At 56.4% G+C, this 23,537-nt stretch carries 18 protein-coding genes; 12 read left to right on the top strand and 6 right to left on the bottom strand.

The features are described from left to right. The first annotated feature begins 67 nt into the window (after positions 1-67). The 6 genes from rplQ to dsbD all read left to right on the top strand — a co-directional run bounded on the left by rplQ (position 68) and on the right by dsbD (position 6,181). On the top strand, positions 68-454 hold the full coding sequence (gene rplQ, locus LNA76_RS16105; protein ID WP_003805334.1) for a 50S ribosomal protein L17: 387 nt from the start codon (positions 68-70) through the stop codon (positions 452-454). A gap of 487 nt (positions 455-941) precedes the next feature. Continuing rightward, entirely contained in the window at positions 942-2,027 is a 1,086-nt protein-coding gene (locus tag LNA76_RS16100) for an LLM class flavin-dependent oxidoreductase (protein WP_230019454.1), read from the top strand. 122 nt (positions 2,028-2,149) lie between these two features. Beyond that, positions 2,150-2,695, top strand: a complete 546-nt coding sequence (locus LNA76_RS16095) for a flavin reductase family protein (protein WP_230019453.1) — start codon at positions 2,150-2,152, stop codon at positions 2,693-2,695. A gap of 114 nt (positions 2,696-2,809) precedes the next feature. Beyond that, the gene (locus tag LNA76_RS16090) at positions 2,810-3,784 is read left to right on the top strand and encodes an AraC family transcriptional regulator (RefSeq protein ID WP_230019452.1); all 975 of its coding nucleotides are present in this window, start codon (positions 2,810-2,812) and stop codon (positions 3,782-3,784) included. Between the two features lie 47 nt (positions 3,785-3,831). Then, positions 3,832-4,218, top strand: a complete 387-nt coding sequence (gene cutA / locus LNA76_RS16085) for a divalent-cation tolerance protein CutA (RefSeq protein ID WP_406846420.1) — start codon at positions 3,832-3,834, stop codon at positions 4,216-4,218. Between the two features lie 37 nt (positions 4,219-4,255). Continuing rightward, the gene (dsbD, locus tag LNA76_RS16080) at positions 4,256-6,181 is read left to right on the top strand and encodes a protein-disulfide reductase DsbD (protein WP_230019451.1); all 1,926 of its coding nucleotides are present in this window, start codon (positions 4,256-4,258) and stop codon (positions 6,179-6,181) included. A gap of 118 nt (positions 6,182-6,299) precedes the next feature. On the opposite strand, the gene hemB is transcribed toward dsbD, so the two are convergent. Then, on the bottom strand, positions 6,300-7,319 hold the full coding sequence (hemB, locus tag LNA76_RS16075) for a porphobilinogen synthase (protein ID WP_094198132.1): 1,020 nt from the start codon (positions 7,317-7,319) through the stop codon (positions 6,300-6,302). Further along, on the bottom strand, positions 7,316-7,939 hold the full coding sequence (gene yihA / locus LNA76_RS16070; RefSeq protein ID WP_042489383.1) for a ribosome biogenesis GTP-binding protein YihA/YsxC: 624 nt from the start codon (positions 7,937-7,939) through the stop codon (positions 7,316-7,318). Before yihA ends, hemB begins: the two co-directional genes overlap by 4 nt. Positions 7,940-8,096: 157 nt before the next feature. Between yihA and LNA76_RS16065 the strand changes: the two genes are divergently transcribed. From LNA76_RS16065 to ccsB, 3 genes are all read left to right on the top strand, one after another. After that, positions 8,097-8,801 carry a c-type cytochrome gene (locus tag LNA76_RS16065; protein WP_199827849.1) on the top strand — a complete coding sequence of 235 codons (705 nt, stop codon included), beginning with the start codon at positions 8,097-8,099 and terminating at the stop codon, positions 8,799-8,801. Between the two features lie 229 nt (positions 8,802-9,030). Then, positions 9,031-11,073, top strand: a complete 2,043-nt coding sequence (locus LNA76_RS16060) for a cytochrome c biogenesis protein ResB (protein ID WP_230019450.1) — start codon at positions 9,031-9,033, stop codon at positions 11,071-11,073. Positions 11,074-11,088: 15 nt separating this feature from the next. After that, positions 11,089-12,447, top strand: coding sequence for a c-type cytochrome biogenesis protein CcsB (ccsB, locus tag LNA76_RS16055; protein ID WP_094198129.1), 1,359 nt, complete (start codon positions 11,089-11,091; stop codon positions 12,445-12,447). A gap of 1,039 nt (positions 12,448-13,486) precedes the next feature. Here the strand turns inward: ccsB and LNA76_RS16050 are convergent. The 4 genes from LNA76_RS16050 to LNA76_RS16035 all read right to left on the bottom strand — a co-directional run bounded on the left by LNA76_RS16050 (position 13,487) and on the right by LNA76_RS16035 (position 20,585). Beyond that, on the bottom strand, positions 13,487-16,399 hold the full coding sequence (locus tag LNA76_RS16050) for a putative bifunctional diguanylate cyclase/phosphodiesterase (protein ID WP_230019449.1): 2,913 nt from the start codon (positions 16,397-16,399) through the stop codon (positions 13,487-13,489). Between the two features lie 195 nt (positions 16,400-16,594). Continuing rightward, positions 16,595-17,863, bottom strand: a complete 1,269-nt coding sequence (gene lysA / locus LNA76_RS16045; protein ID WP_094198127.1) for a diaminopimelate decarboxylase — start codon at positions 17,861-17,863, stop codon at positions 16,595-16,597. A 43-nt stretch (positions 17,864-17,906) separates the two neighbouring features. Further along, positions 17,907-18,041 (bottom strand): LPS translocon maturation chaperone LptM, encoded by a 135-nt coding sequence (lptM, locus tag LNA76_RS16040; RefSeq protein ID WP_094198126.1) that lies wholly within the window; start codon positions 18,039-18,041, stop codon positions 17,907-17,909. A 96-nt stretch (positions 18,042-18,137) separates the two neighbouring features. Next, complete coding sequence (locus LNA76_RS16035) at positions 18,138-20,585, bottom strand: penicillin-binding protein 1A (RefSeq protein ID WP_094198125.1); 2,448 nt, start codon at positions 20,583-20,585, stop codon at positions 18,138-18,140. 119 nt (positions 20,586-20,704) lie between these two features. Between LNA76_RS16035 and LNA76_RS16030 the strand changes: the two genes are divergently transcribed. From LNA76_RS16030 to LNA76_RS16020, 3 genes are read left to right on the top strand one after another with little or no spacing between them, the layout of a single operon-like run. Continuing rightward, on the top strand, positions 20,705-21,310 hold the full coding sequence (locus tag LNA76_RS16030) for a shikimate kinase (protein ID WP_094198124.1): 606 nt from the start codon (positions 20,705-20,707) through the stop codon (positions 21,308-21,310). Beyond that, positions 21,311-22,399 (top strand): 3-dehydroquinate synthase, encoded by a 1,089-nt coding sequence (gene aroB, locus LNA76_RS16025; protein WP_230019448.1) that lies wholly within the window; start codon positions 21,311-21,313, stop codon positions 22,397-22,399. It begins immediately after the preceding gene. A 5-nt stretch (positions 22,400-22,404) separates the two neighbouring features. Continuing rightward, complete coding sequence (locus LNA76_RS16020; RefSeq protein WP_094198122.1) at positions 22,405-23,529, top strand: deoxyguanosinetriphosphate triphosphohydrolase; 1,125 nt, start codon at positions 22,405-22,407, stop codon at positions 23,527-23,529. Positions 23,530-23,537: the final 8 nt, after the last annotated feature.

The raw sequence follows: 23,537 nt of genomic DNA, 5'->3' as shown, positions 1-23,537 counted from the left end.
AAGAACCAGATTTACGCATGCCGCATAAGCGGCGTGCCAATTAGATTCATTATTTAGGAAAATCATCATGCGTCACCGTCACGGTCTACGTAAACTGAATCGTACCAGCAGCCACCGTTTGGCCATGTTCCGCAACATGTCCGTGTCCCTGCTGACTCACGAAGCCATCAAAACCACACTGCCTAAAGCTAAAGAGCTGCGTCGCGTGGTTGAGCCCCTGATCACTTTGGCTAAAAACCCAACCTTGGCAAACCGTCGTCTGGCTTTCGCCCGTCTGCGCGACCGCGATGCAGTGACCAAGCTGTTTGAAGTTTTCGGCCCACGTTACCAAGAGCGTAACGGCGGCTACACCCGCATCCTGAAAATGGGTTTCCGTCAGGGTGACAATGCTCCTATGGCATTCATGGAGCTGGTGGATCGTCCAGAAGTTCAGGAAGAAGCCGCTGCTGAATAAGCGCTGCTTGTTTCTCTCGTAGTATTGAAAACGGACTCTCAGGAGTCCGTTTTTTTATTGGCGGCGGTATGGTCTTGTTCATCAAGGGCTAGGCGTTTTTGGAAAGGTCCTAACCTTGTTGCTGCTGATCTTGTTTCTCACCGTCGTTTTGCCTGCTCCCCAGGCCGGGTGCCAAGCCTACCCCTTATATAGGTCCAAGCGCGGGTTTGAGCCAGAATGTGGGCTCCATTCAGCACAGTGAAAAGGCGTAAAGCAGGGTGCTTTGACTGTTAAAAACAGCTCAAAAAAAACAACAAGGCGCTGTTATATAAGGGTTTTTACTAGGTTTTCTGACCTGTAGAGCTTTAAAGTTCAAATAATTGCAGGCATTTGATAAAAGCGGCAGTGATCCGATAGTGGGCCTTAGGGCCGCTCCCTAAAATCTGCGCTATGTCAGCTTCGCCATGGTGGTGAGCTGTAAAGAACAACGATTTTCAGGAGACTGGCGATGGCACAGAATACATTGCTCACACACGATAAGTTTCTGCTGGGAACCTTTGCCACCAATTGCGGTGGTGGCATGACGGTATCAACCTTGCCCGATCGCTGGCAGGCTACGTGGGAAAACAATCTGAAGCTGGGCAAGCTGCTGGACGATGCCGGTATTGACTTCATGTTGCCTATCGCCCGTTGGATTGGTTACGGTGGCGAAACCGATTTCCACGGTTACGTGCTGGAAACCGTCACCTGGGCGACTGCCTTGCTGGCCAATACTCGCAATATCAGCGTGTTTGCCACTGTGCACACGGTTGCTAACCACCCTGTGGTGATTGCCAAGCAGCTCGCCACCATGGCCCAGATGAGCGGCAACCGGGTCGGTTTGAATATCGTGGCCGGCTGGAACAAGCCTGAGTATGACGCTTTGGGTGTGAAGCTGCCTGATGATCATGAAACCCGTTACGGCTATGCGCAAGAATGGTTCGACCTGATCAAGAAAATCTGGCGCCACGATGGCCGTTTCGATTGGGATGGCAAATATTTCCAGGCCAAGGGTGTTTACGGCAATCCTCGTCCTGAATTTGATCCGCCTATCTTTAACGCCGCCGGTTCCGGTCAAGGCCGTGAGTTTGCCAGCCGTAATGCCAACTTCCTGTTCACGCCCGCCATGGAGCTGGAGCGCTCCAGGAAAGAAGTGGCCGAGCTCAAGGCGCAGGGCCAAGCGCAAGGTCGCAAAGTCGATGTGATGACCTTCTCGCACGTTGTGTGCCGTCCTACGCAAGCCGAGGCCCAGGCCGAGTGGGAACGCATCATGGCCAATATCGACAATGGTGCCGTGGATAATTTGATGAATTTGCAGTTTGCCCACGCTCATTCTTTCCCGCACGAGCTGCTGGAGCAAATCCGTGAACGCATGGCGGCGGGCCACGGTGGTTTCCCGCTGGTGGGTACACCCGAGCAAGTGGCTGACGGTTTGTGTGCTCTGCACGAAGCCGGTTTCCGGGGAACAACCTTGTCCTTTGTGGACTATGTAAAGGAATTCCCTTATTTCCGTGATACTGTGCTGCCTTTGTTGCAGCAGCGTGGCATTCGCTAAGAGCGATTTTCTGGCTATCGGGCAGGTTTTGGCTTGCCCAGGGGGATAGCCAGTTCACGTACGCCACACAGGCAGCATCGTCCCGATGACTGTGCTGCCCATAAGATTAGAAAAGGTGAATCATGCCTGTGGAATTGGCTTCCTTGCCGACAGACCAAGCGCTATACGCGCCTGGAGTTTCTGCCGAGCAGTTCAAACTTGCTATGCGCCATCTGGGGGGTACGGCTAATGTGATTACGGTCGAACACCAGGGTCAGCGCAGCGGCCTGACCGCGACTTCGGTCACTTCGGTAGCCGCAGATCCGGCAGAGGTGCTGGTCTGCGTGAATCAAAGCTCCTCGTCCTGGCCTTTGATGCGTGATAGCGGTCTGTTTGGGATAAATATCCTGGGTGTTGAGCAGGCGGGCATGGCTTTGCAATTTGCCGGTTTCAAAGGCGAGCAAGGCGATGCGCGTTACGCTGGACACGACTGGCTGCGTACTGAGCACGGCATCTGGCTTGCCCGACAGGCGCCCGCTGCTTTGGCCTGTCAGATTGTGGAAGTGATTGAGCGTCATAGCCACGCCTTGGTATTGGGGCGTGTGTTGCAGGTACACCATGCCGAGCAGGAACAGGATTCGCCCTTGCTGTACTGGCAAGGACGCTTTGGCCGCTTTCAGGGTCAGTAACTCGTCGGGATTGCCGTCCCCGGCCCGGGCGGCCTAGGGATTGTCTCGATGTTGCAGTGCAAGAGGCTGTGCCACACTAAGGTACAGCTTTTTTTATGGCTTGTTGCGACGCTCATGACCACCATACTGAATCGCTATGCCCAGCTGCATTCGCAGGATGTGGACTGCGTTCAGCACTATATCTCCCAGGTTTTCTGCCCGCATAGCCTGACTTTGGCCGATACCCGTCAGCGTCTGAATGCACGCCTGTCTCTACGCCAAGGCCAGGATGTGGCCTATGGTCGTTTGCGCTATGGGGCGCAGGTGCAGATTGCGCCTCAGCCACTGGACGACTTCTATCTCTTGCAAATCCCCCTGTCGGGACAAGAGCAGATTCATACGGCGCATGGGCGTTTCGCGTCGACCTCGCGCCTGGCTTCCATCATTAGCCCGACTCAAGCCTTCAGCATGGAACATAGCCTGGAGGCCGATAAGCTGTTTGTGCGTATTGGACGTCAAGGGTTGGAGCGCCATTATCAGGATTATTTTGCGCAACCTGTGCGCGGTCCGCTGGAGTTTCAGCCCTCCATCCCGTTGGATGCGCCCGGTGGGGCCAGCTTGCGCCGTTTGCTGGACTGGCAGTTTGCCGAAGTGTCGGATGGCACCTTGTTTGATCAACCCCGTCAGGTGCGCCAGTTCGAGCAGACGTTGATCTACGCTTTGTTCGAGCTGCATCAGCACAATCAACCTTCTCACAAAACAGCGGCCGCCTTGCCGCATGTTTTGCGGCGTGCCCTGGACTTCATGGAAAGCCAGACCGGCCAGCCCATCACCATTGGCGATATTGCGCAGGCGGCAGGTGTCAGCGTGCGTAGCCTGTATGCCGGGTTTCGGGAGCATCTAGGTGTCGCACCGATGGCGCGTTTGAAACAGATGCGTTTGAAAGCCGCCCGCCAATATTTGCAGCAAGGTGGCATGTCGGTCACCGAGGTAGCCCTGGCTTGTGGCTTTACCCACTTGGGGCAGTTCTCGGCCGACTATCGGCATAGCTATGGCGAGCGCCCCTCTGAAACATTAAGCGGCTTGAATCGACCTCGATCCAGCGTTTAAGCACAGGCATCCGGCGCTACACTAAGGGCTCTGATTAGGAGCCCTGCATGTCCTCTGAGAATTCCTCCAGTTCCAAACCCAAACTGGCTTTGACCCTGCCCGATATGGATGCGCAGCAAGTAGTACTGGCGCAGACCACCGTGCCCGATATGATGCTGGCCAAATACCTGGCTCATCACTTGGTTGAGGATGGAATTGCCGCTTGTGCGAACCTTGCGCCTGCTAGCTTGTCTATGTACATGTGGCAAGGGGAGTTACAGGGCGATGAGGAAATTACGCTGACTTTCAAAACCACAGTGGCCCGGCTACCGGAATTGGCAGATCGCTTGCGCGAGCAGCATCCTTACGATCTGCCTGAATTGATTGTGCTTCCGGTTGTTGGTGGTTTCACCGCTTATCTGGATTGGGCTCGTACCCAGACCCGTCCTGCCTGATCGCAGATAGCCCAGCCTAAAAAACCGGAATAGATTTGTGTCTTTGTCTTTGAAGCGTTCCCCGTTTTCTGCCCAGCGTCTTGGCGCGTGGTTTGCTGTTTTCTTTGTCCTGATGCTGGCCTGGCTGGCAATGCCGTTGACGGCGCAGGCAGAAGAAGAGTTTCTGGACCCGGAACAGGCTTTTGTGCTGACCGCGGCCATGAGCCAGCCCGACCAACTGGACATCCATTTTCAGATTGCGCCTGAATACTATATGTATCGCAAGCGTTTCGGGGTCTCGACCGAGAAGGCTGAGCATCTGGGCAGTCCCCAGCTTCCCGATGGCGAAAAGGTGTACGACCCGACCTTTGATGAAGTGATGGAGGTCTATCGAAACTCGGTCACCCTGCGCGTGCCTGTCCTGGCCGATAGCGCGATTGGTCAGGATCTGAACATTGATGTGGTCAGCCAGGGTTGTGCCGATGCCGGCCTGTGCTATTCCCCCTCAACGCAAACCTTGACCTTGATCCCGACCGGACAGGGCTGGGAAGTGGCGGGCCCTTTTGGTGTGGTGTCGGTGCCTGCGCCGGGTGAGTCCACGGCTCAGAAAACAGACACGGCAGCAACGGCTGCTACGACTACAGCCGCCACTACAGGCGGTGTCGCGTCGGCGCTGAACCTGAGTGATGTGGGCCTGGCCGATTATCTCAAGCAGGCTGGCTGGGGCCAGATTGTGTTGCTGAGCTTTGTGTTCGGCTTGCTGCTGTCCTTTACGCCTTGCGTCCTGCCGATGGTGCCGATTTTGCTGTCCATCATTGCTGGACGTAATCAGCCTGCGCCATCGCGCTGGCACGGCCTGAAAATGGCCTTTGCCTTTGTGCTGGGCTTGTCCCTGGTCTACACCCTGCTGGGCGTGGCAGCAGGCTTGCTGGGTGCGGGCTTGGCAAGTTGGTTGCAGAATCCGTGGGTCTTGGGTCTGTTCGCCCTGATTCTGGTGGTGTTGGCCTTGTCCATGCTGGACGTGTTTACGGTTCAGGCGCCGGCGGCACTGCAAAATCGCTTGAACGAAACAATGAATCGCTTGCCGGGCGGGCAACTGGGCGGCGTATTCCTGATGGGCATGCTGTCTGCCTTGATTGTTGGCCCTTGTGTTGCGGCACCGCTGGCTGGCGTGCTGCTGTTTATCTCGCAGACGGGTGATGTGGTCCTGGGCGGCTCAGCTCTGTTTGCCTTGGCCTGGGGGTCGGGCGTCTTGTTGCTGATTGTGGGTGCGGGTTCGGGCAGTGTGTTGCCCAAGGCGGGTGCCTGGATGGAAAGCGTCAAAACCGCTTTTGGTGTGTTGCTGTTGGCGACGGCCTGGTGGATGGTCTCGCCCTTGATGTCGGGCACGATTGCCGTTTTTGGCTGGGTTGTCCTGGCCTTGTGGGCGGCTGCCTTGCTGGGAGCGTTCGGGCGCGGCACGGCTGCACGTACACCTTGGTCGGGTTTACGACAGGGTGTGGGCATGATGCTGGCGGTCTGGGCCATCATGATGATGATCAGCATTGCCTTGGGTCGTCCCAGCGTGATTCGTCCCTTGGAAGGGCTGAAATCGTCCGGTACGGTGGCCGCTGCGCAAAACAAGGTGGAGTTTCAGCGCGTGCTGACGCTGCAGGAGTTGGAGGAGCGTCTGGCCAAGACCACACGCCCCGTGATGCTGGATTTCTACGCAGACTGGTGCGTGTCCTGCATTGAAATGGAGAACTTCACCTTTAGTGATCCCTCTGTTGCGCAACGCATGGCGCAGTTTGAATTGCTGCAGGTGGATGTCACCGCCAATACGCCAGAGGATCGTGAACTGCTCAAACATTTCCGCCTGTTCGGCCCTCCCGGCATCATGTTTTTTGATTCCAAGGGGACACAATTGGAACAACTGCGCGTGATCGGTTTTCAGGATGCCAGTCGCTTCTCCACGGTGCTCGATGAGGCTTTGGCCGGTGCCTGACGTTTCTGATTTGCCCGAAACCGGGCTTATCAGGGTCTAACAGACGGTACATCGTCGCGTACACACAACAAAAAACGCAGCTCACGGGCTGCGTTTTTTGCATTCTGATTGATATGAATCAGCAGTTCTGTTCGCGCATCAGCTTGGCCGCTTCGATGGCGAAATAGGTCAGAATGCCATCGCCACCAGCCCGTTTGAAGGCCAGCAGAGACTCCATCATGACCTTGTCGTGATCGAGCCAACCGTTCTGGGCAGCGGCCTTGATCATCGCGTACTCGCCACTGACTTGGTAGGCGTAGGTCGGCATGCCAAAGGCGTCTTTCACGTCGCGCAGGATGTCCAGGTAAGGCAGGCCAGGTTTGACCATGACCATATCGGCGCCTTCACGGATGTCGGCGGCCACCTCACGCAGAGCTTCGTTACGGTTGGCGGGATCCATCTGATAGGTGTTCTTGTTGGAACGCCCCAGATTGGCAGCCGAACCCACCGCGTCGCGGAAGGGGCCATAGAAGGCACTGGCGTACTTGGCCGAGTACGCCATGATGCGGGTGTGGATGAACTGGTCCTTGTCCAAAGCGGCGCGGATGGAGCCGATACGGCCGTCCATCATGTCGCTGGGGGCCACAATATCCACGCCCGCCTGAGCTTGGGTCTGGGCCTGACGGATCAGCATGGCAACGGTTTCTTCGTTCAGGATGTGGCCGTCATTGTCCAAAATGCCGTCCTGGCCGTGGCTGGTGTAGGGGTCCAGCGCCACGTCAGTGAGTACGCCCAGCTCTGGGAATTGCTGCTTGAGCATGCCCACGACGCGGGGAATCAGGCCGCTGGGGTTGGCGGCTTCGCTGCCATCCGGCGTTTTCAGGGACGGGTCGATGGAAGGGAACAGGGACAGCACAGGGATGCCCAGCTCCAGACACTGTTCGGCCACGCGCATCAGTTCGTCTGGCGAATAGCGCATGACGCCTGGCATGGAGCCGACTTGCTCCTGAACTTTCTCGCCTTCACGCACAAAGACCGGGTAGATCAGGTCGTCTGTGGACAGGCGGTTTTCGCGCACCAGACGGCGGGAAAACTCGTCGCGGCGGTTACGGCGCAAGCGAGTATTAGGAAAGTCGGCAGGAGGAATAAAACGAGTCATGGAACAACCTTCGGAGAAATCCAGTTTTCGATGCATTCGGTCGCTTCGGGCAAACCGATACGATCAGTGGAAGAGAAGGGCAGCGCATGCAGGGCGCCAATTTCTCGGAGCTGGCGACGCACTTCGGCCACCGCCTTGATGCGTTGACCATAAGGCAGTTTGTCGGCTTTGGTCAAAAGCGCCAGTACGGGTTTGCCGGTAGGCGCAATCCAATCGGCCAGACGCATATCCAGGTCGGTCACGCCGCGTCGGATGTCGATTAGCAACACAATGCCGGCAATCGAGGGGCGGGTGGCCAGGTAATCGCCCAGAATTTCGGCCCAGTCCTGCTTTTCGTGGCGGGCCACGGCAGCGTAGCCATAGCCGGGCAAGTCCACCAGGTGGCCCAGAAAGTCGCCTGGCGAGAGCGGATCGGGAATACCGAACATATTGATCAGGCGTGTTCGTCCCGGCGTTTTACTGGAAAAAGCCAGTTTTCGTTGGTTGGCCAACACGTTGATGGCGGAGGATTTGCCCGCATTGGAGCGCCCCACAAAACAGACCTCGGGAGGTCCGGGAGGGGGCAGCTGATCGATCTGAGCAGCTGAAATCGTGAAGTGAGCGCGGTGCAGTATCGACATGGTTGCAGCGTAATTCCATATTGGTTCAGCGCCTATTGTATAATCTCTCGATTTGAAACAGTAATGTCGTAGTCCACTGGGTACTGACCAGCGGCTTACGGTGGCTTTTGCGGGGCGCATGCGGCACCCCGATTGATTCGCGATTATCGAGGTCCAAATGAAGCGTGCGCTTTCCCGAGTCGTTATCGCAAGCAGCCTGACGATGGCTTGCTCTGTGGTTTTTACCGCTAACGTGGCCCATGCAGCTGGTCTGCCCAAGCCAGATGCCGCCAAAGGCGAGCAGCTCTACCTGCAAGGTGAGATGTCGCGTGGCGTGCTGGCCTGTGTGACCTGTCACGGGGATGGCGGCAACAGTATTATTCCGGTCAACCCGTCGCTGGCTCACCAGCCGTACGAGTACCTGGTCAAGCAGCTACACGATTTCCGTGCCAAGGATGAAAAGTCTCTTCCTTCTCGTCGTGGCCCTGAGGGCGCCAACAGCCTGATGACAGCCATTGCTGCGGGCATGACCGAAGAAGACATGAAGAACGTGGCGTTTTACCTGTCCCAACAGCCTGTGAACTGGGATCAGGCTGCTAACGCCACTAAAGAAGACACCATGGAACGCGGCCAGAAGATTTGGCGCGGTGGTTTGCCCGAGCGTGGTGTTCCTGCCTGTGCCGCTTGCCACTCGCCTGATGGTGCTGGCATGCCAGGACAATATCCTCGTCTGGCCGGTCAGCACCCTGGCTACATTGTTGAACAGCTCAAACTGTTCCGTAGCAGTGACCGTGCCAATAGTGCTGAAATGCACGACATTGCCGATCGCATGTCGGATGCTGACATTGCCGCCGTGTCGGATTTCGCCGCTGGCCTGCGTTAATCAGTCCAAGGGGGCCAATGGCCCCCTGACTGCCTAGAGCCTGACATTCACCTTGTGGCCCCAGCTTCCTTTGATGGTTGTGGCGGTTTGGGTGCCTTAACACCGGGCGGTGCCGATTTGGGCCGGGTCTTGTGTTGGTATTTTGTCCAGTCATCGAACTTGTGGCACTTTCAGTGCTCAAAGTCTGGATGTTTCCGGTGAACCCCACCCACCTCCTAAGCTAGCCTTTGTGAAAAAAGTATCCTCTGTGCGTCGCTTTGCGGCCGATTTCCTGGAATTGCTCGGTTCGATGCGCTTTGCCATCAGCTTGCTGATGTTCATTTGCGTAGCCAGCCTGATCGGGACTGTTCTGGCGCAAAACCAGCCCGCTAATACGTATATCGATCAGTTCGGCCCCTACTGGTTTGAATTGTTCGATCACTTCTCGATCTGGTCCATCTACAACAGTGGATGGTTCATGGTCATTATGACGTTTCTGGTGGTCTCGACCACGCTGTGCGTTATCCGCAATGCCCCCAAGATGATCCGCGAAATGCGCACCTTCAAGGAGCACGTGCGCGGTGGCAGTCTCAAAGCCTTTCCCCATCGTGTGGAACTGGAAAGTGCCGGTGCCCCCGAACACAACCGGGAGCAGGTTCAAGGTTGGTTGCAGTCCCAAGGTTATGCGGTGCGCGTGCGCAAGGACGACGATGGCAGCATGATGATGGCGGCCAAAAAAGGCAGCGCCAACAAGCTGGGTTACATCTTTGCTCATCTGGCCATCGTGGTGATCTGTGTGGGCGGTCTGCTCGACAGCGAATTGCCCGTGCGCCTGCAAGTGTGGCTGGGCGGCAAGCAGCCCATTACAGAAAACATATTGATTTCCCAAGTGCCCGAGTCGGGTCGACTGGGATTGGGCAACCCCAGCTTTCGCGCCAATATGCTGGTGCCTGAAGGTGCCCGTACCGCGACTGCCGTGATCAATTCTGGTGAAGGCGTCCTGATTCAACCTTTGCCTTTTGCACTGGAGCTCAAGCGCTTCCTGGTGGAGTATTACTCCACTGGCATGCCCAGCAGCTTCAAGAGCGAAGTGGAAGTAACCGATCCTGTCACGGGTGATACCTTTGAGCGCACGATCGAGGTGAACGAGCCTTTGCGTTACAAGGGCGTGACGGTTTACCAGTCCGGCTTTGATGATGGTGGCAGTATTCTCAGCTTGAAGGGCTATCCTTTGGTAGGCCCTGGCTCCAAGACGTTTGCTCTGAGTGGCAAGGTGGGCGAGACCGTAGGCATCGCGGCTCAGGAAAGTCCCAATGAGCATGCTTTGACGGTGCAACTGACTGAGTTGCGGCCTATCAATGTGGAAAACCTGACCGAGGGTGACCCTCAGCCCAAGGCCATGATTGAACACGTGGCCGCGGTTACCGGTAGCGCAGCTAACAAGAAAGATCAGAACTTGAAGAACGTTGGCCCCAGCGTGAACTATCGTCTGATCGACGACCAGGGCCAGTCCCGCGAGTTTGTGAACTACATGTTGCCAGTGGAGCTGGACGGCACTCTGGTGTTTCTGGCCGGGATGCGTTTTTCGCCCGCCGAACCGTTCCGTTACGTGCGTTTCCCGGCTGACGACAAGGGTTCCTTGAAAGAATTCATGGATTTGCGGGCGGCGACACAGAACGAGGCCCTGGTAAACCAGGCGGCCGAGCGTTTTGCCGAACGTAATTCTTCTTCGCCCGAGCAAAAAGAGCTGATGCTCTCGGCTTCCCGAACCGCTTTGCAGACTTTTGTGCGTGCCGGTTTTGATGGCCTGATCAGCCGTGTTCCCGAGGCCGAGCGCGAGCGTATCCTGAGTTTTGCAATTCCCATGATTCAGTTCACACTATCGGAATTGCGTCATTTGGTCAGACAGCAACAAGGCTTGCCGGAGCTGGATTACAGTCAGGAAAATAACGATGCCAATCGTTGGATTCAGTCTGCTGTTCTGGCCTTTGCCAATCTACCCGATTACCCGGCACCCGTTATGTTGACCTTGGACAGTTTTGAGCAAGTTCAGGCCAGCGTATTTCAGGTGGCGCGCAGCCCAGGCATGTACATTGTGTACTTGGGTTGCTTGTTTCTGATTATTGGCGTGTTCTCGATGTTCTATATTCGGGATCGCCGTGTGTGGGTGTGGATTCGCCCTCACAAGCTAGGCAGCAGCGTAATGGCTGCCATGACATCCCAACGTCGCAACTTGGACTTTAACCTCGAGTTTGATCGCCTGAAAGCGGCGTTCAACCGGCTATCTGTCTGACAAGGTGTAGCAACTATGGCGCAGACCCTTTCTTCGGCCACTCCAACGATGTGGCAAGACAATATCGCATCCAGTGGTGACCGGCGCGGTATCCGTGGCCGTCCGGACTGGACGGATGTGCTGTTTCTGGTGGTACTGGCTTTGGGTGCGGCGTATGCGCTCAATGTGTACAGCACCAGCATGGATTACTACGAGAAGATCATTCTGGTGGCTTTTGTCCCCTTTGTGGCCTGGCTAGGGTGGTTGTGGCGTCCGCTGCGTACCTTGCTGGTGCTCTCGGGTTTGACGGCTTTGCTGGCAGTCTGGCTGTATAGCACGGGTGAGGGTCTGGGTACCGGAGATATTGAAAAGGCCGATTCGGTATTTCTGCTGAAGTATTTGTTCTCGTCCCAGTCCGCTATTTTGTGGATGTGTGCGCTGTTCATTCTGGGCACAGTCATGTACTGGGCTGGTTTTTTCAGCAATACGGCCGCCTGGATGGGTTCGGGTCTGACTTGGGCGGCTGTGTATGCTGGCACGACAGGCTTGTTGGTACGCTGGCGCGAAGGTCACTTGCTCGGCCCGGACATTGGCCATATTCCAGTCAGTAATCTGTATGAAGTGTTTGTCTTGCTGGCGCTGATTACGGCCTTGTTTTATCTGTATTACGAACGTCGTTACAACACCCGTGCCTTGGGTGGCTTTGTGTTGTTGGCGATCAGCTCGTTGGTTATTTTCCTGCTGTGGTATTCCTTCACGCGTGATGCGCATCAGATCCAGCCTTTGGTGCCTGCGCTGAAAAGCTGGTGGATGAAGTTGCACGTGCCGGCCAACTTTATTGGTTACGGTACCTTCTCCTTGGCTGCCATGGTGGGCTTTGCCTATCTGGTTAAGGAAAATGGTGAGACACGTTCGCGTGCCAAGCTGATACCAGTGTTTTTGCTGGGCGCCATTCTATGTGCCGAGCCCATGATTTTTGGCTCGCGGGAGTTGTCACCGACCTGGATGCTGTATTTCGGTATCGGTAGTGTGATGGTGGGCACGATTTTGTATTTCCGTGGTCCGATTTCGCGCAAACTGCCTTCCTTGGAAGTGCTCGATGACATCATGTACCGCGCGATTGCGGTGGGTTTTGCCTTCTTTACGGTGGCGACGGTGTTGGGGGCGTTGTGGGCCGCTGATGCCTGGGGTACGTACTGGCAGTGGGACCCGAAAGAGACCTGGGCCTTGATTGTGTGGCTGAACTATGCGGCCTGGTTGCACTTGCGTTTGCTCAAGGGCCTGCGTGGCACGATGGCGGCGTATTGGGCGCTGGCTGGTTTGTTGATTACCAGCTTTGCATTCCTGGGCGTGAATATGTTCTTGTCGGGGCTGCATTCCTACGGGGAGCTGTAAGTCTTTTTGCTGTTCTGGGGCTGGGGGATTGGTTTCAGAATGCCTGGTTGAAAATTGAAAACCCGAGTTTGGCTGGATGCCGGACTCGGGTTTTTTGCCGCTGGAGCGTCCCAGGTCTCGGCACCTTCGACAACAAAGGGGGCAGCAAGCCGAAGGCGTAGCGTGGGGGACCGCTATTTGCTTGTTTTTTTGGTGGACCTTGAACGGTGTTTTCTGGGGCGGCATAAGCGCCGGAAGACGCCGCTGGTGTGCGGGTCAGGGTGTCGGGGCTTGAGCGCTGCCGGTGCTGCGCACCGGTACCTTTGTCGAAGTATGGCTACGGGCGCATCGTTAACTTGCCCGGTTGAGTGTCCCCCAGACACTCAACAAGTGTCGGGCGCGAACAGAACGGTGCTTGTATCCCTACGCCATACTCCGCCCGCGGCAGGCACTCTGAATCGCCCCGACACCCTGACCCGCACACCAGCGGCGCACAGTGTTTACTTATGGCCCCTCTGACTTCAGAGGGGGTGAGGGGCAAGTGGGCGATGGGAGGGAAAATTGCGTTTTTTTCTGTGTAGGGTGTGACTGGGCGCTTGTTGTTCCAAGAGGGACCGGCTTAGCCTGTTGTAGAGTCAGAGTCAGAGTCAGAGTCAGAGTCAGAGTCAGAGTCAGAGTCAGAGTCAGAGTCAGAGTCAGAGTCAGAGCCCCAAAAAAAAGCTAGCGTGGCGGTGGTATCTATTCCTTGAACTTGTTTCCAGCGTGACGCTTAGACATCTGCCTGCGTTTGGACAGGGTTGCTCTCTGTATTAGGTGGTGCTGCCTGGCCAGACTCAGGGCTGTGATGCAGCCGGGTGTTGGGGGGTGTTCTGACTGTGATGCGTATCTTGGCGTGGCTTGCTGTAGATAACGGGAGAGTGAGCTGACTATTGGGGCGATGACGGTCACAAAGCCTTTATAGCGTCCCTATGGCATTTGAGACGAGTGCGCGTCCGTAGGGTGGCGCAAGGTCTTGTCATGGGCCACCAAGGCCTGCTGTGGGCCTTGGGTGACTATCTATTTACATGGTTGGCGGGAATTTATCCTGGGACTCGATCAGGAACTGTTTGGCTGCGCCGTCGTGGACCAGGTCGGTGATGGCTTGGGCTTTGAGCAGTTCAGTCGGGGTGCAGGCTTTAGAGATGATGAAGCCTTGTACGTAGTCCACGCCCAGTTCTTGCAGGGCTTTTAGAGTGGGGACGTCTTCTACCCATTCGGCAATGCTGATCATGCCCAGGTTGTTGGCCAGTTCGACGATGGTGCGCACGATGGCGACGTTGGTTTCTTTTTTCAGCATGTCGCAGATCAGCGCGCCGTCGATTTTGATGGCGTCGGCGGGCAGTTCACGCAGGTAGGAGAAGGAGGTGTAGCCCGCCCCAAAGTCGTCCAGGGCAATGCGTACGCCCATTTTCTGCAGGCGTCGCATGAAGTTGCGGGTGTGCTCCAGATCATCCAGTGCCACGCCTTCGGTGATTTCAACGCACAATCGGCGGGCTAGGTGTTCGAAGCGGGCCAGAATGTCAAAGAGCCATTTGATGAAGGTGTCGTCGTTCAGGGACACGCCGCTCAGGTTGATGGTGACCCATTGGGTCTTGCTCAGTTGGGCTTCGTGTTTGGCCATCCACTCCAGGGTGGCGGAGAACACCCATTTGTCGATGATGGTGATGGTGCCGCTTTCTTCAGCCGCTGCAATGATGCGGCCAGTAGGGATGAGCTGGCCGGAGGAGTCGCGCACGCGTAGCAGGGCCTCGAAATTCAGGCTGTCCATGGGGCGGCGCAAGGCGGCGATGGGCTGCATTTCCAGGTAGAGTGCGCGGGAAGAACCGCCTTCCAGTTCTTCAAATAGACGCAGCTCTTCGGCGTGTTCTTGCAGGGCGTTGGAGTCCTGCCCATAGATGATCATGTCTTGATGCAGTCGGCGCGCGTCGCGGGAGGCTCGACTGGCGGCGGAGATGGCCTCTTGCGGAGCCATACCGGGTGCGACTTCGACCAGCCCCAATGTGCTGCGCAGGTTAAAGCTGCGGTTGCCCGCCAGTACGGGGCTTTTGTTCAGCGACTCCAGTACGTTATTGGCCAGAGCGCGGGCTTGGTCCGGTTCGCAATCTTCAAAGATGATCACAAATTCATCGCTACCGATGCGACCGATTTTGTCTTCGCTGCGCAGAACGGATTCCAATTGTTCGCAGACTTTAAGCAGCAGGGCGTCACCCGAGGAATGGCCAAACGTACCGTTCACATATTTGATGTGGTTCAGGTCCAGATAAGCTAACAAGCAGGGTTTGTCGTTCTGGCTGCGATTGAGCAGACCATCCAGGGCTTTTTCGATTCCTCGCTGGTTCAGGACGTTGGTCACTGGGTCGTTGTCGGCCATCAGACGCAGCTGGCGGTAGGTCTCGGCGCGGGCGGTCACATCTTGCAGAGAGCCTTCAATGCACTGGTTGACGATGGCCACGCGCAAAGCGAATTGGCATGGCTGAGCATTCGCGTCGTAGTGGGTAATGGTGACATCCTGGCCGTTCTGGGTGCTTTGTGCGACAGCTTTCCAGTCTTGCTCGGGGAAAAAGTCCGTCCAGTAAATGGTAGTTTCGCTGGGGTCTGCTTCTATGTGGAGCATGCGGCTCAACATGGGGCTGATGCGCAAAAAGACACCGGACTCGTTCAAGGTGAACATGCCAACAGGGGTGACCAGGTAGTGCGCCATCAGTTCGTTACGGGCGCGCAGAGATTCGCTGCGATCCTCCCGCAAGCGTTCGCCTACAGCGAGAGCCACCATTAGGTTGGAGAGCAGGAAGGCGATGACGCCGTTAAAGTTCTCTACAAAGGTGGAATAGCCAAACGTCACCAGAAAGACGGACGAAATGAGCATGCACAAGGCCATGCTCAGTAGCACCAGTTGCCACAGTAAGATGCGCGAGCGGGTATGCAAGAGAACAGCTAGCAGCACGGCCGAGACGCAGCACAGCGCGTAGATGGTACTGATCCACATCAGGGGCTGGAACACTGAAGCTGGAGCGAGCAGGGATACGGGTAGCAGGATCAAGCCCAGTATGCCGACCGTGGGTAGCAAGCGTTGCAGGCGGGCGGTGGTGATGGAGTTGCCCAGCAATACGGTGAACAGGGAGTAGCTCAGGATGAAGTAGCAGGCAATGGTGACCTGGCGCAGTACGGGCATGTACTGGGAGGGCAGGATCTGGCCTAGCCATTGAGTGTCCCAGCCCATCGCCATCGAACCCAGGCGTAGATTGCCAATCAGCCAGACAGACAGCAGCAGGTAAATCCAGGCGCGGTTGGTCGCGGCCAGCACCAGCATGAACATGGCCATGGTCAGCAAGCCGCCTTCCAGCAGCCCTATGCCACGGCTAAGGTGAATTGAAGAGTTGGTGACGTCAGAGCTGGCCCAGAGTTGGGCTTGCAGTAGGGTGGGACGTGAGGTCTGGACACGACACAGAACGGTGGCAGTGTGGCTTGTCTGGTCCAGTTCCAGGGTGTAGCTTTTGACCGGGGTCGGTGACAGGGCTGCAGGCGGGGACAGCTCGCTATTGCGCAGAGTCTTGCCGCTACGGGCATCTTCACAGTGCAGCGAGGAAATCGGGGAGGCGGGAAAGTGCAGGACTTGCTCTTGTTCAGGCAAGGGAGCAGGCAGGGTCAGTAGCAGCCAATGGGGCTCGTTCAGGTGCAGCCGTTGTTGGGACGGTGCATTTTCCAATTGCGTCAATAACTCTGGATCCGCATGCTCTTGTTGGCTGGCCAGTGCTTGAATGCCTAAATTTTGACCGGGAACGCTAGGGTAGCGATTGGGTAGGAACAACAATACCCATAACGTGAGCATGATCAGAAACAAAGGGATGACGTACAGACTTAAGCCGCGAATCAAGCGTTCGCTAGCCGATGTAACAGGCTCAAAGCTGTGGGTCGGTATCCCTGGGGTGGTCATGATGGTGGTACAGTCTCCAGCGCTTACCATCGAACTGTCTGGCCACTGACAGCGAAATCTGTGCTTTTCCGGCTAGGACGCAACAGGCCGGGATTGCGATGCCTGCTGATGGCAGCGCAATCCCGGCCTGTTTTACGGTCAGATTCGAGAGTTCTTTAAGGCTGAATGGTTGTAACCTGCATTCTTGCCCTGGATTTAGGGGAGCAATTGTTCGGTGGCAAACAAGCTTTCCAGTGTTTCGCGCGGGCGGATCACATGGACCTGATTCCCATCGACCAGAATTTCAGCCGCACGGGGGCGGGTGTTGTACTGGCTGGCCATGGTAAAGGCGTAGGCACCGGCGGACATAATGGCGATTAGATCGTCTTGTTGCAGCGCCAGTTGGCGGTCACGGGCCAGCCAGTCGCCGCTTTCGCAGATAGGGCCAACCAAATCGTAATGGGGGGTGTCCTCGCTTACGGGACGAGGGTTTACCGCTTCCACGCTGTGCCAGGCATCGTACAAGGTAGGGCGGATCAAGTCGTTCATGGCAGCATCAATGATGGCGAAGTTCTTGGTCTCACCATGCTTGAGGTATTCCACGCGGCTCAGCAGTACCCCGGCGTTACCCACCATGGAACGGCCAGGTTCCAGCACGATCTCCAGATGGCCCAGGCCGTTCTTGTCCAAGGCGGCAAAGACTTCGGTCAGCAATTGGGTGGGGGTAACCAAGGTTTCGTCAGTGTAGCGAATGCCCAGACCACCGCCCAAATCCAGGTGAGTCAGATTCACGCCTTGTTCCTTCAAGGCCAGGATCAGCTTGATCAGCTTGTCTAATGCGTCCAGATAGGGGCTGACCTCGGTGATTTGTGAACCGATGTGGCAGTCCACACCCACAATGTCCAGGCTAGGCAGTGCTTGGGCACGGGCGTAGATGCGGGGCGCTTGATCAATAGGCACGCCAAATTTATTGCCTTTCAGACCAGTGGAGATGTAGGGATGGGTGCGGGCATCCACGTCCGGATTCACGCGCAAGGAAACAGGTGCTTTCACATTCATGCGTTCTGCAACCTGGGCAACGCGTTCCAGCTCGCCTTCGGATTCAACGTTAAAGCATTTCACGCCTGCTTTCAGGGCCGCTTCGATTTCCCAAACCTGTTTGCCGACACCGGAGAACACGACTTTGCCTGGGTCGCCACCAGCGGCGATGACACGGGCCAGTTCACCGCCCGAGACGATATCAAAGCCGGTTCCCAGACGGGCAAATTCTTGCAGAATGGCCAGATTGGAGTTGGCCTTCATGCCATAGCACACCAACAACTTGCGGCCCTGGCCGGCTACTCGATAGGACTCCCAAGCGTCGCGCAAGGCTTGGCGGGAGTACACATACAGAGGGGTGCCGAATTCTTCAGCCAGCTTGTTCAGTGGAACTTGCTCGGCGTGCAGCGTGTTGTTCTGAAATTGGAAGTGAGGTGCAACGGTCATGGTGTCGTCAAATAACAGAGGTTAAGCGCGAGCAGGGCGGAAATCAGCGCGGCGCTGTTTGGGCGTCCGCCGCTTCCTGCGCAGGAGGGTGATACAAGGGGCCTTTGTAGCCGCAAGCGCTGAGAAAAACGCTAAGTGTCAGCAAGGCCAGCAGGCGGGAAGAACGTAGTTTGTTCATAAGGTATTGAGCGAGTGCGGACAATGCAGAGCATTATGCCATTTTGAAGGGCAAAGCATAAAAAACGCCGGCGGTGCCGGCGTTTGGGTACTGGATCTAGAAGGGGACGAAGGGTTGCGTTTCAGCGCCCGAGGAGCCGGAGTCAGAGTCCAGTTGCCGCAGCAGGTCGCCAATCCCATCGTTTTGATCCCCACCGCCTTGTTGCAGGAAGTCGTCACCCGGAGCGGGTAGACCAACACGGGCAATGGCTTGTCCGGGCGGGAATTCGTCAAAGTAGAAATCCCCGTTGATGCGCGACAGGCCAGACGGCATAGGACCGGGAGGTACGATGGGCTTGTCTTTGAGTGCAGTGCGCATGTAGTTGATCCAGATAGGCATGGAGGCACCACCGCCGGTTTCACCTGAGCCCAGGCTGCGTGGCCTGTCAAAGCCCATCCAGGCAATACCGACCAGATCCGGCGTGTAACCGGCAAACCAAGCGTCCTGAGAGTCGTTGGTGGTGCCTGTTTTGCCACCAATGTCTGTGCGCTTCAATGTGCGCGAGGCGCGGGCGCCAGTACCGGAGGTCGCCACACCGCGCAACAAGTCGTTCATGACGTAAGCAGTGCGGGCATCAATGGCGCGTGCAGCGGCATCACCCGCCACAACGGGCTTGGCACGCATGATGACTTTATTGGTGCTGTCGGTGACGTAGTCGATCAGGTAGGGTTCGGTACGGTAACCGCCATTGGCAAAGACCGCGTAGGCGCCGGCCATTTGCAGGGGAGTCACGCTACCGGCACCCAGAGCCAGCGGCAGAACGGCAGGCTGACGGGCTTTGTCGAAACCAAAGCGAGTCACATAATCTTGCACGTACTTGGGGCCGACGGCCTGCATGATACGGATAGATACCATGTTTCTGGATTTGTACAAACCTTGACGCATGGTCAGCATGGGTTCGTACCTGCGCCCGTAGTTCTTGGGCGTCCATGGCTTGGAGCCGGTCTGGGCGGCGGTCAGAACAAAGGGTTCGTCCGAAATCTGGGTAGCAGGGGTTAAACCGCGCTCCAGTGAAGACGCGTAGATAAAGGGTTTGAAGGCGGAGCCGGGCTGACGCCAGGCTTGGGTGACGCGGTTGAACTTCCCATCTGAAAAGTGAAAGCCGCCGACCATGGCTTGGATAGCGCCGTCTTGCGGGCGTACCGATACAAAAGCAGCTTGCACCGCAGGCATATTCAGTACTTCCCAGTAATCGTCATTGCGGAATAGATAAACCACGGAGCCGCGCTGGATGCGTACGTCTGCTTTGGCATTTTTTACCAGGCCGCGAGCCACGATCTTTAAGGCGCGCTTGTCGTTGACATCAATAATTTGCTGGGCGGTACGGGCAACACGAATCTGGTTGGGGCTGGCGTCCAGCACCACGCCGGTCAGCAGGTCGCCCGTATCGGGGTACTTGTCCTGCAGGTCGTCCAGAATGGCATCTAACTGAGCGTGGTCGTTTTCAATATCAGCAGGCAGATCCACTTGGCCTTGAGGGCCGGTGTAAGGAGCTCGACGGGTGTAATCCAGAATACCGTTGCGCACAGCCAGGTAGGCAGCTTCCTGGTCGGTGGACTGGATCGTGGTGTAGATATTGAAACCGCGCGAGTACACATTGTCCTGGTAGACGCCGTACAGTAGCTGGCGTGCCAGTTCAGCCGCGTATTCACCGTGGATGGCATAGCCACCGGCGGGCGTGCCCAGGGCCGATTTCACAACGATTTCCTGTGCCAGGGCGTCTTGGTACTCTTGCTCGGTGATGTAGCCCAGCGAGCGCATGCGGCCCAGCACATAGGCTTGACGAGTTTTGGCGCGTTCGAAGTTGGCAATGGGGTTAAAGCGCGAGGGCGCTTTTGGAATGCCGGCCAGCATGGCGGCTTCTGCCGTTGTGATCTCGCCCAACTGCTTGCCCAGATAGGTTCGCGACGCTGCGGCAAAACCATAAGCACGATGACCCAGATAAATCTGGTTCATGTACAGATCCAGAATCTGGTCTTTGGACAGTGTTGCTTCAATCTTGAAGGTCAGCAGCAGTTCGTAGAATTTGCGGGTATAGGTCTTTTCTGATGACAGGTAGAAGTTACGAGCTACCTGCATGGTGATCGTGCTGGCCCCTTGTGTCTTGGACATGTGGGTCATATTGGCCAGGGCGGCGCGACCTACCCCCATCCAGTCAATACCACCGTGCTGGTAGAAACGGTCGTCTTCGGCCGCCAGAATGGCCGATTTCATGACATCGGGGATTTCGTCAAAACGCAGCACATTGCGGCGTTCTTCACCAAATTCGCCGATCAGCACCTTGTCCGCCGTGTAAATACGCAGTGGCACCCGTGGGCGATAGTCGATCATGGCGCTTAGATCGGGAAGGTTGGGCCAGGCTAAGGCCAGCGCCAGCGATCCGAGCAGGGCGGCACACAGACCAAGCCCCACAAAAAAGACCGAGGTCTTGATGATGAGGCGGGCAAGCCAGGAACCGGAGCTTTGCTCGGGTTTAGAATTGGGGGAGCGGGAAGAAGAACTCATTAGGGCTGATTTTAAAGTCCAAACGCAGCAGGACTGGGCCTCAAATCAAGTATCAATGTAACAAAATAATACTAAGCGAGCGGACTGTGCTTAGGGAAGGCTAATGGGATAATACACAAATGAACCACTCTTTACCCGCCGAGCTGATGCCTGTAGAACATCCTGATCCTTTATCAGACGCCGAGCTGCTCCATTTACAACAAACTGGCCCACGTCCCATTATTTTAGTGGGCATGATGGGAGCCGGTAAAACAACCATTGGCCGCCAATTGGCGCGGGAGCTCAAACGCGAGTTTATGGACCTTGACCACGAGCTGGAAGCCCGGAGCGGCGTGCGAGTGTCCACTATCTTTGAGTTCGAAGGCGAGCAAGGGTTCCGCAAACGTGAATCAGCGGTGCTCGATATTTGTTCGCGCCAGAGCGGTATCGTGTTGGCAACGGGAGGCGGGGCCATTTTGTCCGAGGCCAATCGCCAGATCATTAAAGATCGCGGTATCGTAGTGTACTTGTGTGCCACTGTAGACGAGCTGTACCGTCGCGTGGCCCGAGACCGTAACCGACCGTTGTTGCAAACAGCGGACCCACGCGCCCGCATCCAGGAACTGTTGCAAGCGCGCGAACCCCTCTATGAAGAAGTGGCGGATATCCGCTTTGAAACTGGCTCGGCGCCGGTTCATCATGCGGTGCGCCATTTATTGTCCCAGTTGAAAGAACGAGGTTGCTAAATGTCTGTAGTGCATGTTGACGCCCAGGGTGGCGCTTATCCCATCCAGATCGCCGCCGGGCGTCTGGCGCAGCTTGCAGGCACGGTGCCAGCCGATACGTCTGCCATTGCGATCGTCACTAATCCTACGGTGGCAGCCTTGTATCTGGCACCGGTCAAACAAGCCCTGGCCGCAACGGGCAAGCCCATCCATGTGATCGAGCTGCCCGATGGCGAGGCCTACAAGAACTGGGAATCTCTGAACCTGATTTTTGACGCGCTGCTTGGTGCTCATCTGGATCGCAAGGCCCTGATCGTGGCCTTGGGTGGTGGCGTTATTGGCGATATGGCCGGTTTTGCGGCAGCTTGCTTCATGCGCGGTGTGCGCTTTGTACAGGTCCCCACGACGTTGCTGGCGCAGGTGGATTCCTCGGTCGGTGGCAAGACAGCCATTAACCATCCGCTAGGCAAGAATATGGTGGGTGCGTTCTACCAGCCCATCGCCGTGGAAGTGGATACGGACGTACTCAAGACCTTGCCTGCTCGCGAAATTTCCGCTGGTCTGGCTGAAGTCGTCAAGTACGGCATGATTTACGATCTGGATTTCTTCAACTGGTGTGAGGAGCAGATCGCCCCCATGCGCCGTCTGGAGCAGGAGCAGATTGTTCATGCGATCCGCCGCTCTTGCGAGGTGAAAGCCGAGGTGGTTTCACAGGACGAACGCGAGTCGGGTCTGCGTGCTATTTTGAATTTTGGTCACACTTTTGGCCACGCGATTGAGTCCGGTATGGGCTACGGCCAGTGGTTGCATGGCGAAGCCGTGGGTTGCGGCATGATTATGGCTGCTGAGCTGTCCGCTCTGGTGTGTGGTTTGCCGGCTCAGGATGTCGCTCGTATCAAAGCCCTGGTGCAAGCTAGCGGATGCCCGATCACGCCACCACAATGGCCTGCAGACCGCTGGCTGGAGTTGATGCAGGTGGACAAGAAAAATGAAGGTGGCCAACTGCGCTTTGTGCTGCTGGATAAATTAGGCCATGCCAAGGTGCAGGCGGTCGCGCCGGATGTCGTGCGCCAGGCATTGGCCCGCTTTACAACGGTGGAACAGGAGTAAAACCGATGCAAATGCTTGCCGCTTATGCCTGTCGCCCTGAACAGTCCCGCGGCCGGCGTTACGCAGAGGCAGCGCCCCAAGGCCGCAACGCCTTTCAGCGGGACCGCGACCGGATTATTCACTGCAATGCGTTTCGTTTGCTGGAATACAAAACACAGGTTTTTATTAACCACGAAGGTGATTTATTCCGAACACGATTGACGCATAGTTTGGAAGTGGCCCAACTGGCGCGGGCCATTGCCCGCAATCTGGGTTTGCATGAAGACCTTATCGAAGCCATCTCCCTGGCCCATGATCTCGGTCACACTCCGTTTGGCCATGCTGGCCAGGACACGCTTAATAGCTGTATGCAGGAGTTGCGTCCCGAGGCCGGGGGCTTTGAGCATAATCTGCAAAGTCTGCGAATCGTGGACGAGTTGGAAGAGCGTTATGCCGCCTTCAATGGTTTGAACCTGTGTTTTGAAACCCGCGAGGGGATCTTGAAGCACTGTTCCCTAAAGCATGCGCGTGAATTGGGCGAAGTCGGCCAGCGCTTTATTGATCGCAGCCAACCGTCTTTGGAAGCGCAAATGGCCAATCTGGCCGATGAAATTGCTTACAACAATCACGATATTGATGACGGTCTGCGCTCTGGCTTGATTCGCTTGGAGCAATTGCTGGAACTACGCCTGTTCCGTGCGCATTACGAGCATGTGCAGGCTCAGTATCCGGGCTTGAGTGGCCAGCGGCTGGTCGCTGAAATTATCCGTGGCATGATCAACACCCTGGTGGTAGATTTAACGGAAACCACGCGCGCCAAACTGGAAGAACACCGTCCCGATAGTGCAGATGCAATCCGGAACCTGCCGCGCCTGGCCGGTTTTTCGCCCGAGCTGCGCGCTCAGGCCGATGAGCTTAAACGTTTTTTGCACGCCAATCTGTACCGTCATTACAAAGTGGTGCGCATGATGAACAAGGCGCAACACATCGTGCGTGACCTGTTTCAGGCGTTTGTGGATGATCCGCGTCTATTAGCAGCCGAACATAGGCGCGAAGACCCGATTGCACAGGCTCGTGCTGTGGCTGACTACATCGCTGGCATGACGGACCGTCATGCCATTCGTGAGCACGACGCTATTTTCAAGATGTAGGCTTTGCT

The sequence above is a fragment of the Alcaligenes sp. MMA genome (assembly GCF_020907215.1).
Taxonomy (GTDB): Bacteria; Pseudomonadota; Gammaproteobacteria; order Burkholderiales; family Burkholderiaceae_B; genus Alcaligenes; species Alcaligenes aquatilis.
Note: the sequence above shows the minus strand (reverse complement) of the source record. Positions and strands in the feature narration are given on the sequence as shown.

What these genes read in the sequence shown, in the direction of transcription:
- rplQ (WP_003805334.1), top strand. Translation starts at nt 68, where the DNA reads ATGCGTCACCGTCACGGTCTACGTAAACTGAATCGTACCAGCAGCCAC.
- LNA76_RS16100 (WP_230019454.1), top strand. Translation starts at nt 942, where the DNA reads ATGGCACAGAATACATTGCTCACACACGATAAGTTTCTGCTGGGAACC.
- LNA76_RS16095 (WP_230019453.1), top strand. Translation starts at nt 2,150, where the DNA reads ATGCCTGTGGAATTGGCTTCCTTGCCGACAGACCAAGCGCTATACGCG.
- LNA76_RS16090 (WP_230019452.1), top strand. Translation starts at nt 2,810, where the DNA reads ATGACCACCATACTGAATCGCTATGCCCAGCTGCATTCGCAGGATGTG.
- cutA (WP_406846420.1), top strand. Translation starts at nt 3,832, where the DNA reads ATGTCCTCTGAGAATTCCTCCAGTTCCAAACCCAAACTGGCTTTGACC.
- hemB (WP_094198132.1), bottom strand. Translation starts at nt 7,319, where the DNA reads ATGACTCGTTTTATTCCTCCTGCCGACTTTCCTAATACTCGCTTGCGC.
- yihA (WP_042489383.1), bottom strand. Translation starts at nt 7,939, where the DNA reads ATGTCGATACTGCACCGCGCTCACTTCACGATTTCAGCTGCTCAGATC.
- LNA76_RS16065 (WP_199827849.1), top strand. Translation starts at nt 8,097, where the DNA reads ATGAAGCGTGCGCTTTCCCGAGTCGTTATCGCAAGCAGCCTGACGATG.
- ccsB (WP_094198129.1), top strand. Translation starts at nt 11,089, where the DNA reads ATGGCGCAGACCCTTTCTTCGGCCACTCCAACGATGTGGCAAGACAAT.
- LNA76_RS16050 (WP_230019449.1), bottom strand. Translation starts at nt 16,399, where the DNA reads ATGACCACCCCAGGGATACCGACCCACAGCTTTGAGCCTGTTACATCG.
- lysA (WP_094198127.1), bottom strand. Translation starts at nt 17,863, where the DNA reads ATGACCGTTGCACCTCACTTCCAATTTCAGAACAACACGCTGCACGCC.
- lptM (WP_094198126.1), bottom strand. Translation starts at nt 18,041, where the DNA reads ATGAACAAACTACGTTCTTCCCGCCTGCTGGCCTTGCTGACACTTAGC.
- LNA76_RS16035 (WP_094198125.1), bottom strand. Translation starts at nt 20,585, where the DNA reads ATGAGTTCTTCTTCCCGCTCCCCCAATTCTAAACCCGAGCAAAGCTCC.
- LNA76_RS16030 (WP_094198124.1), top strand. Translation starts at nt 20,705, where the DNA reads ATGAACCACTCTTTACCCGCCGAGCTGATGCCTGTAGAACATCCTGAT.
- aroB (WP_230019448.1), top strand. Translation starts at nt 21,311, where the DNA reads ATGTCTGTAGTGCATGTTGACGCCCAGGGTGGCGCTTATCCCATCCAG.
- LNA76_RS16020 (WP_094198122.1), top strand. Translation starts at nt 22,405, where the DNA reads ATGCAAATGCTTGCCGCTTATGCCTGTCGCCCTGAACAGTCCCGCGGC.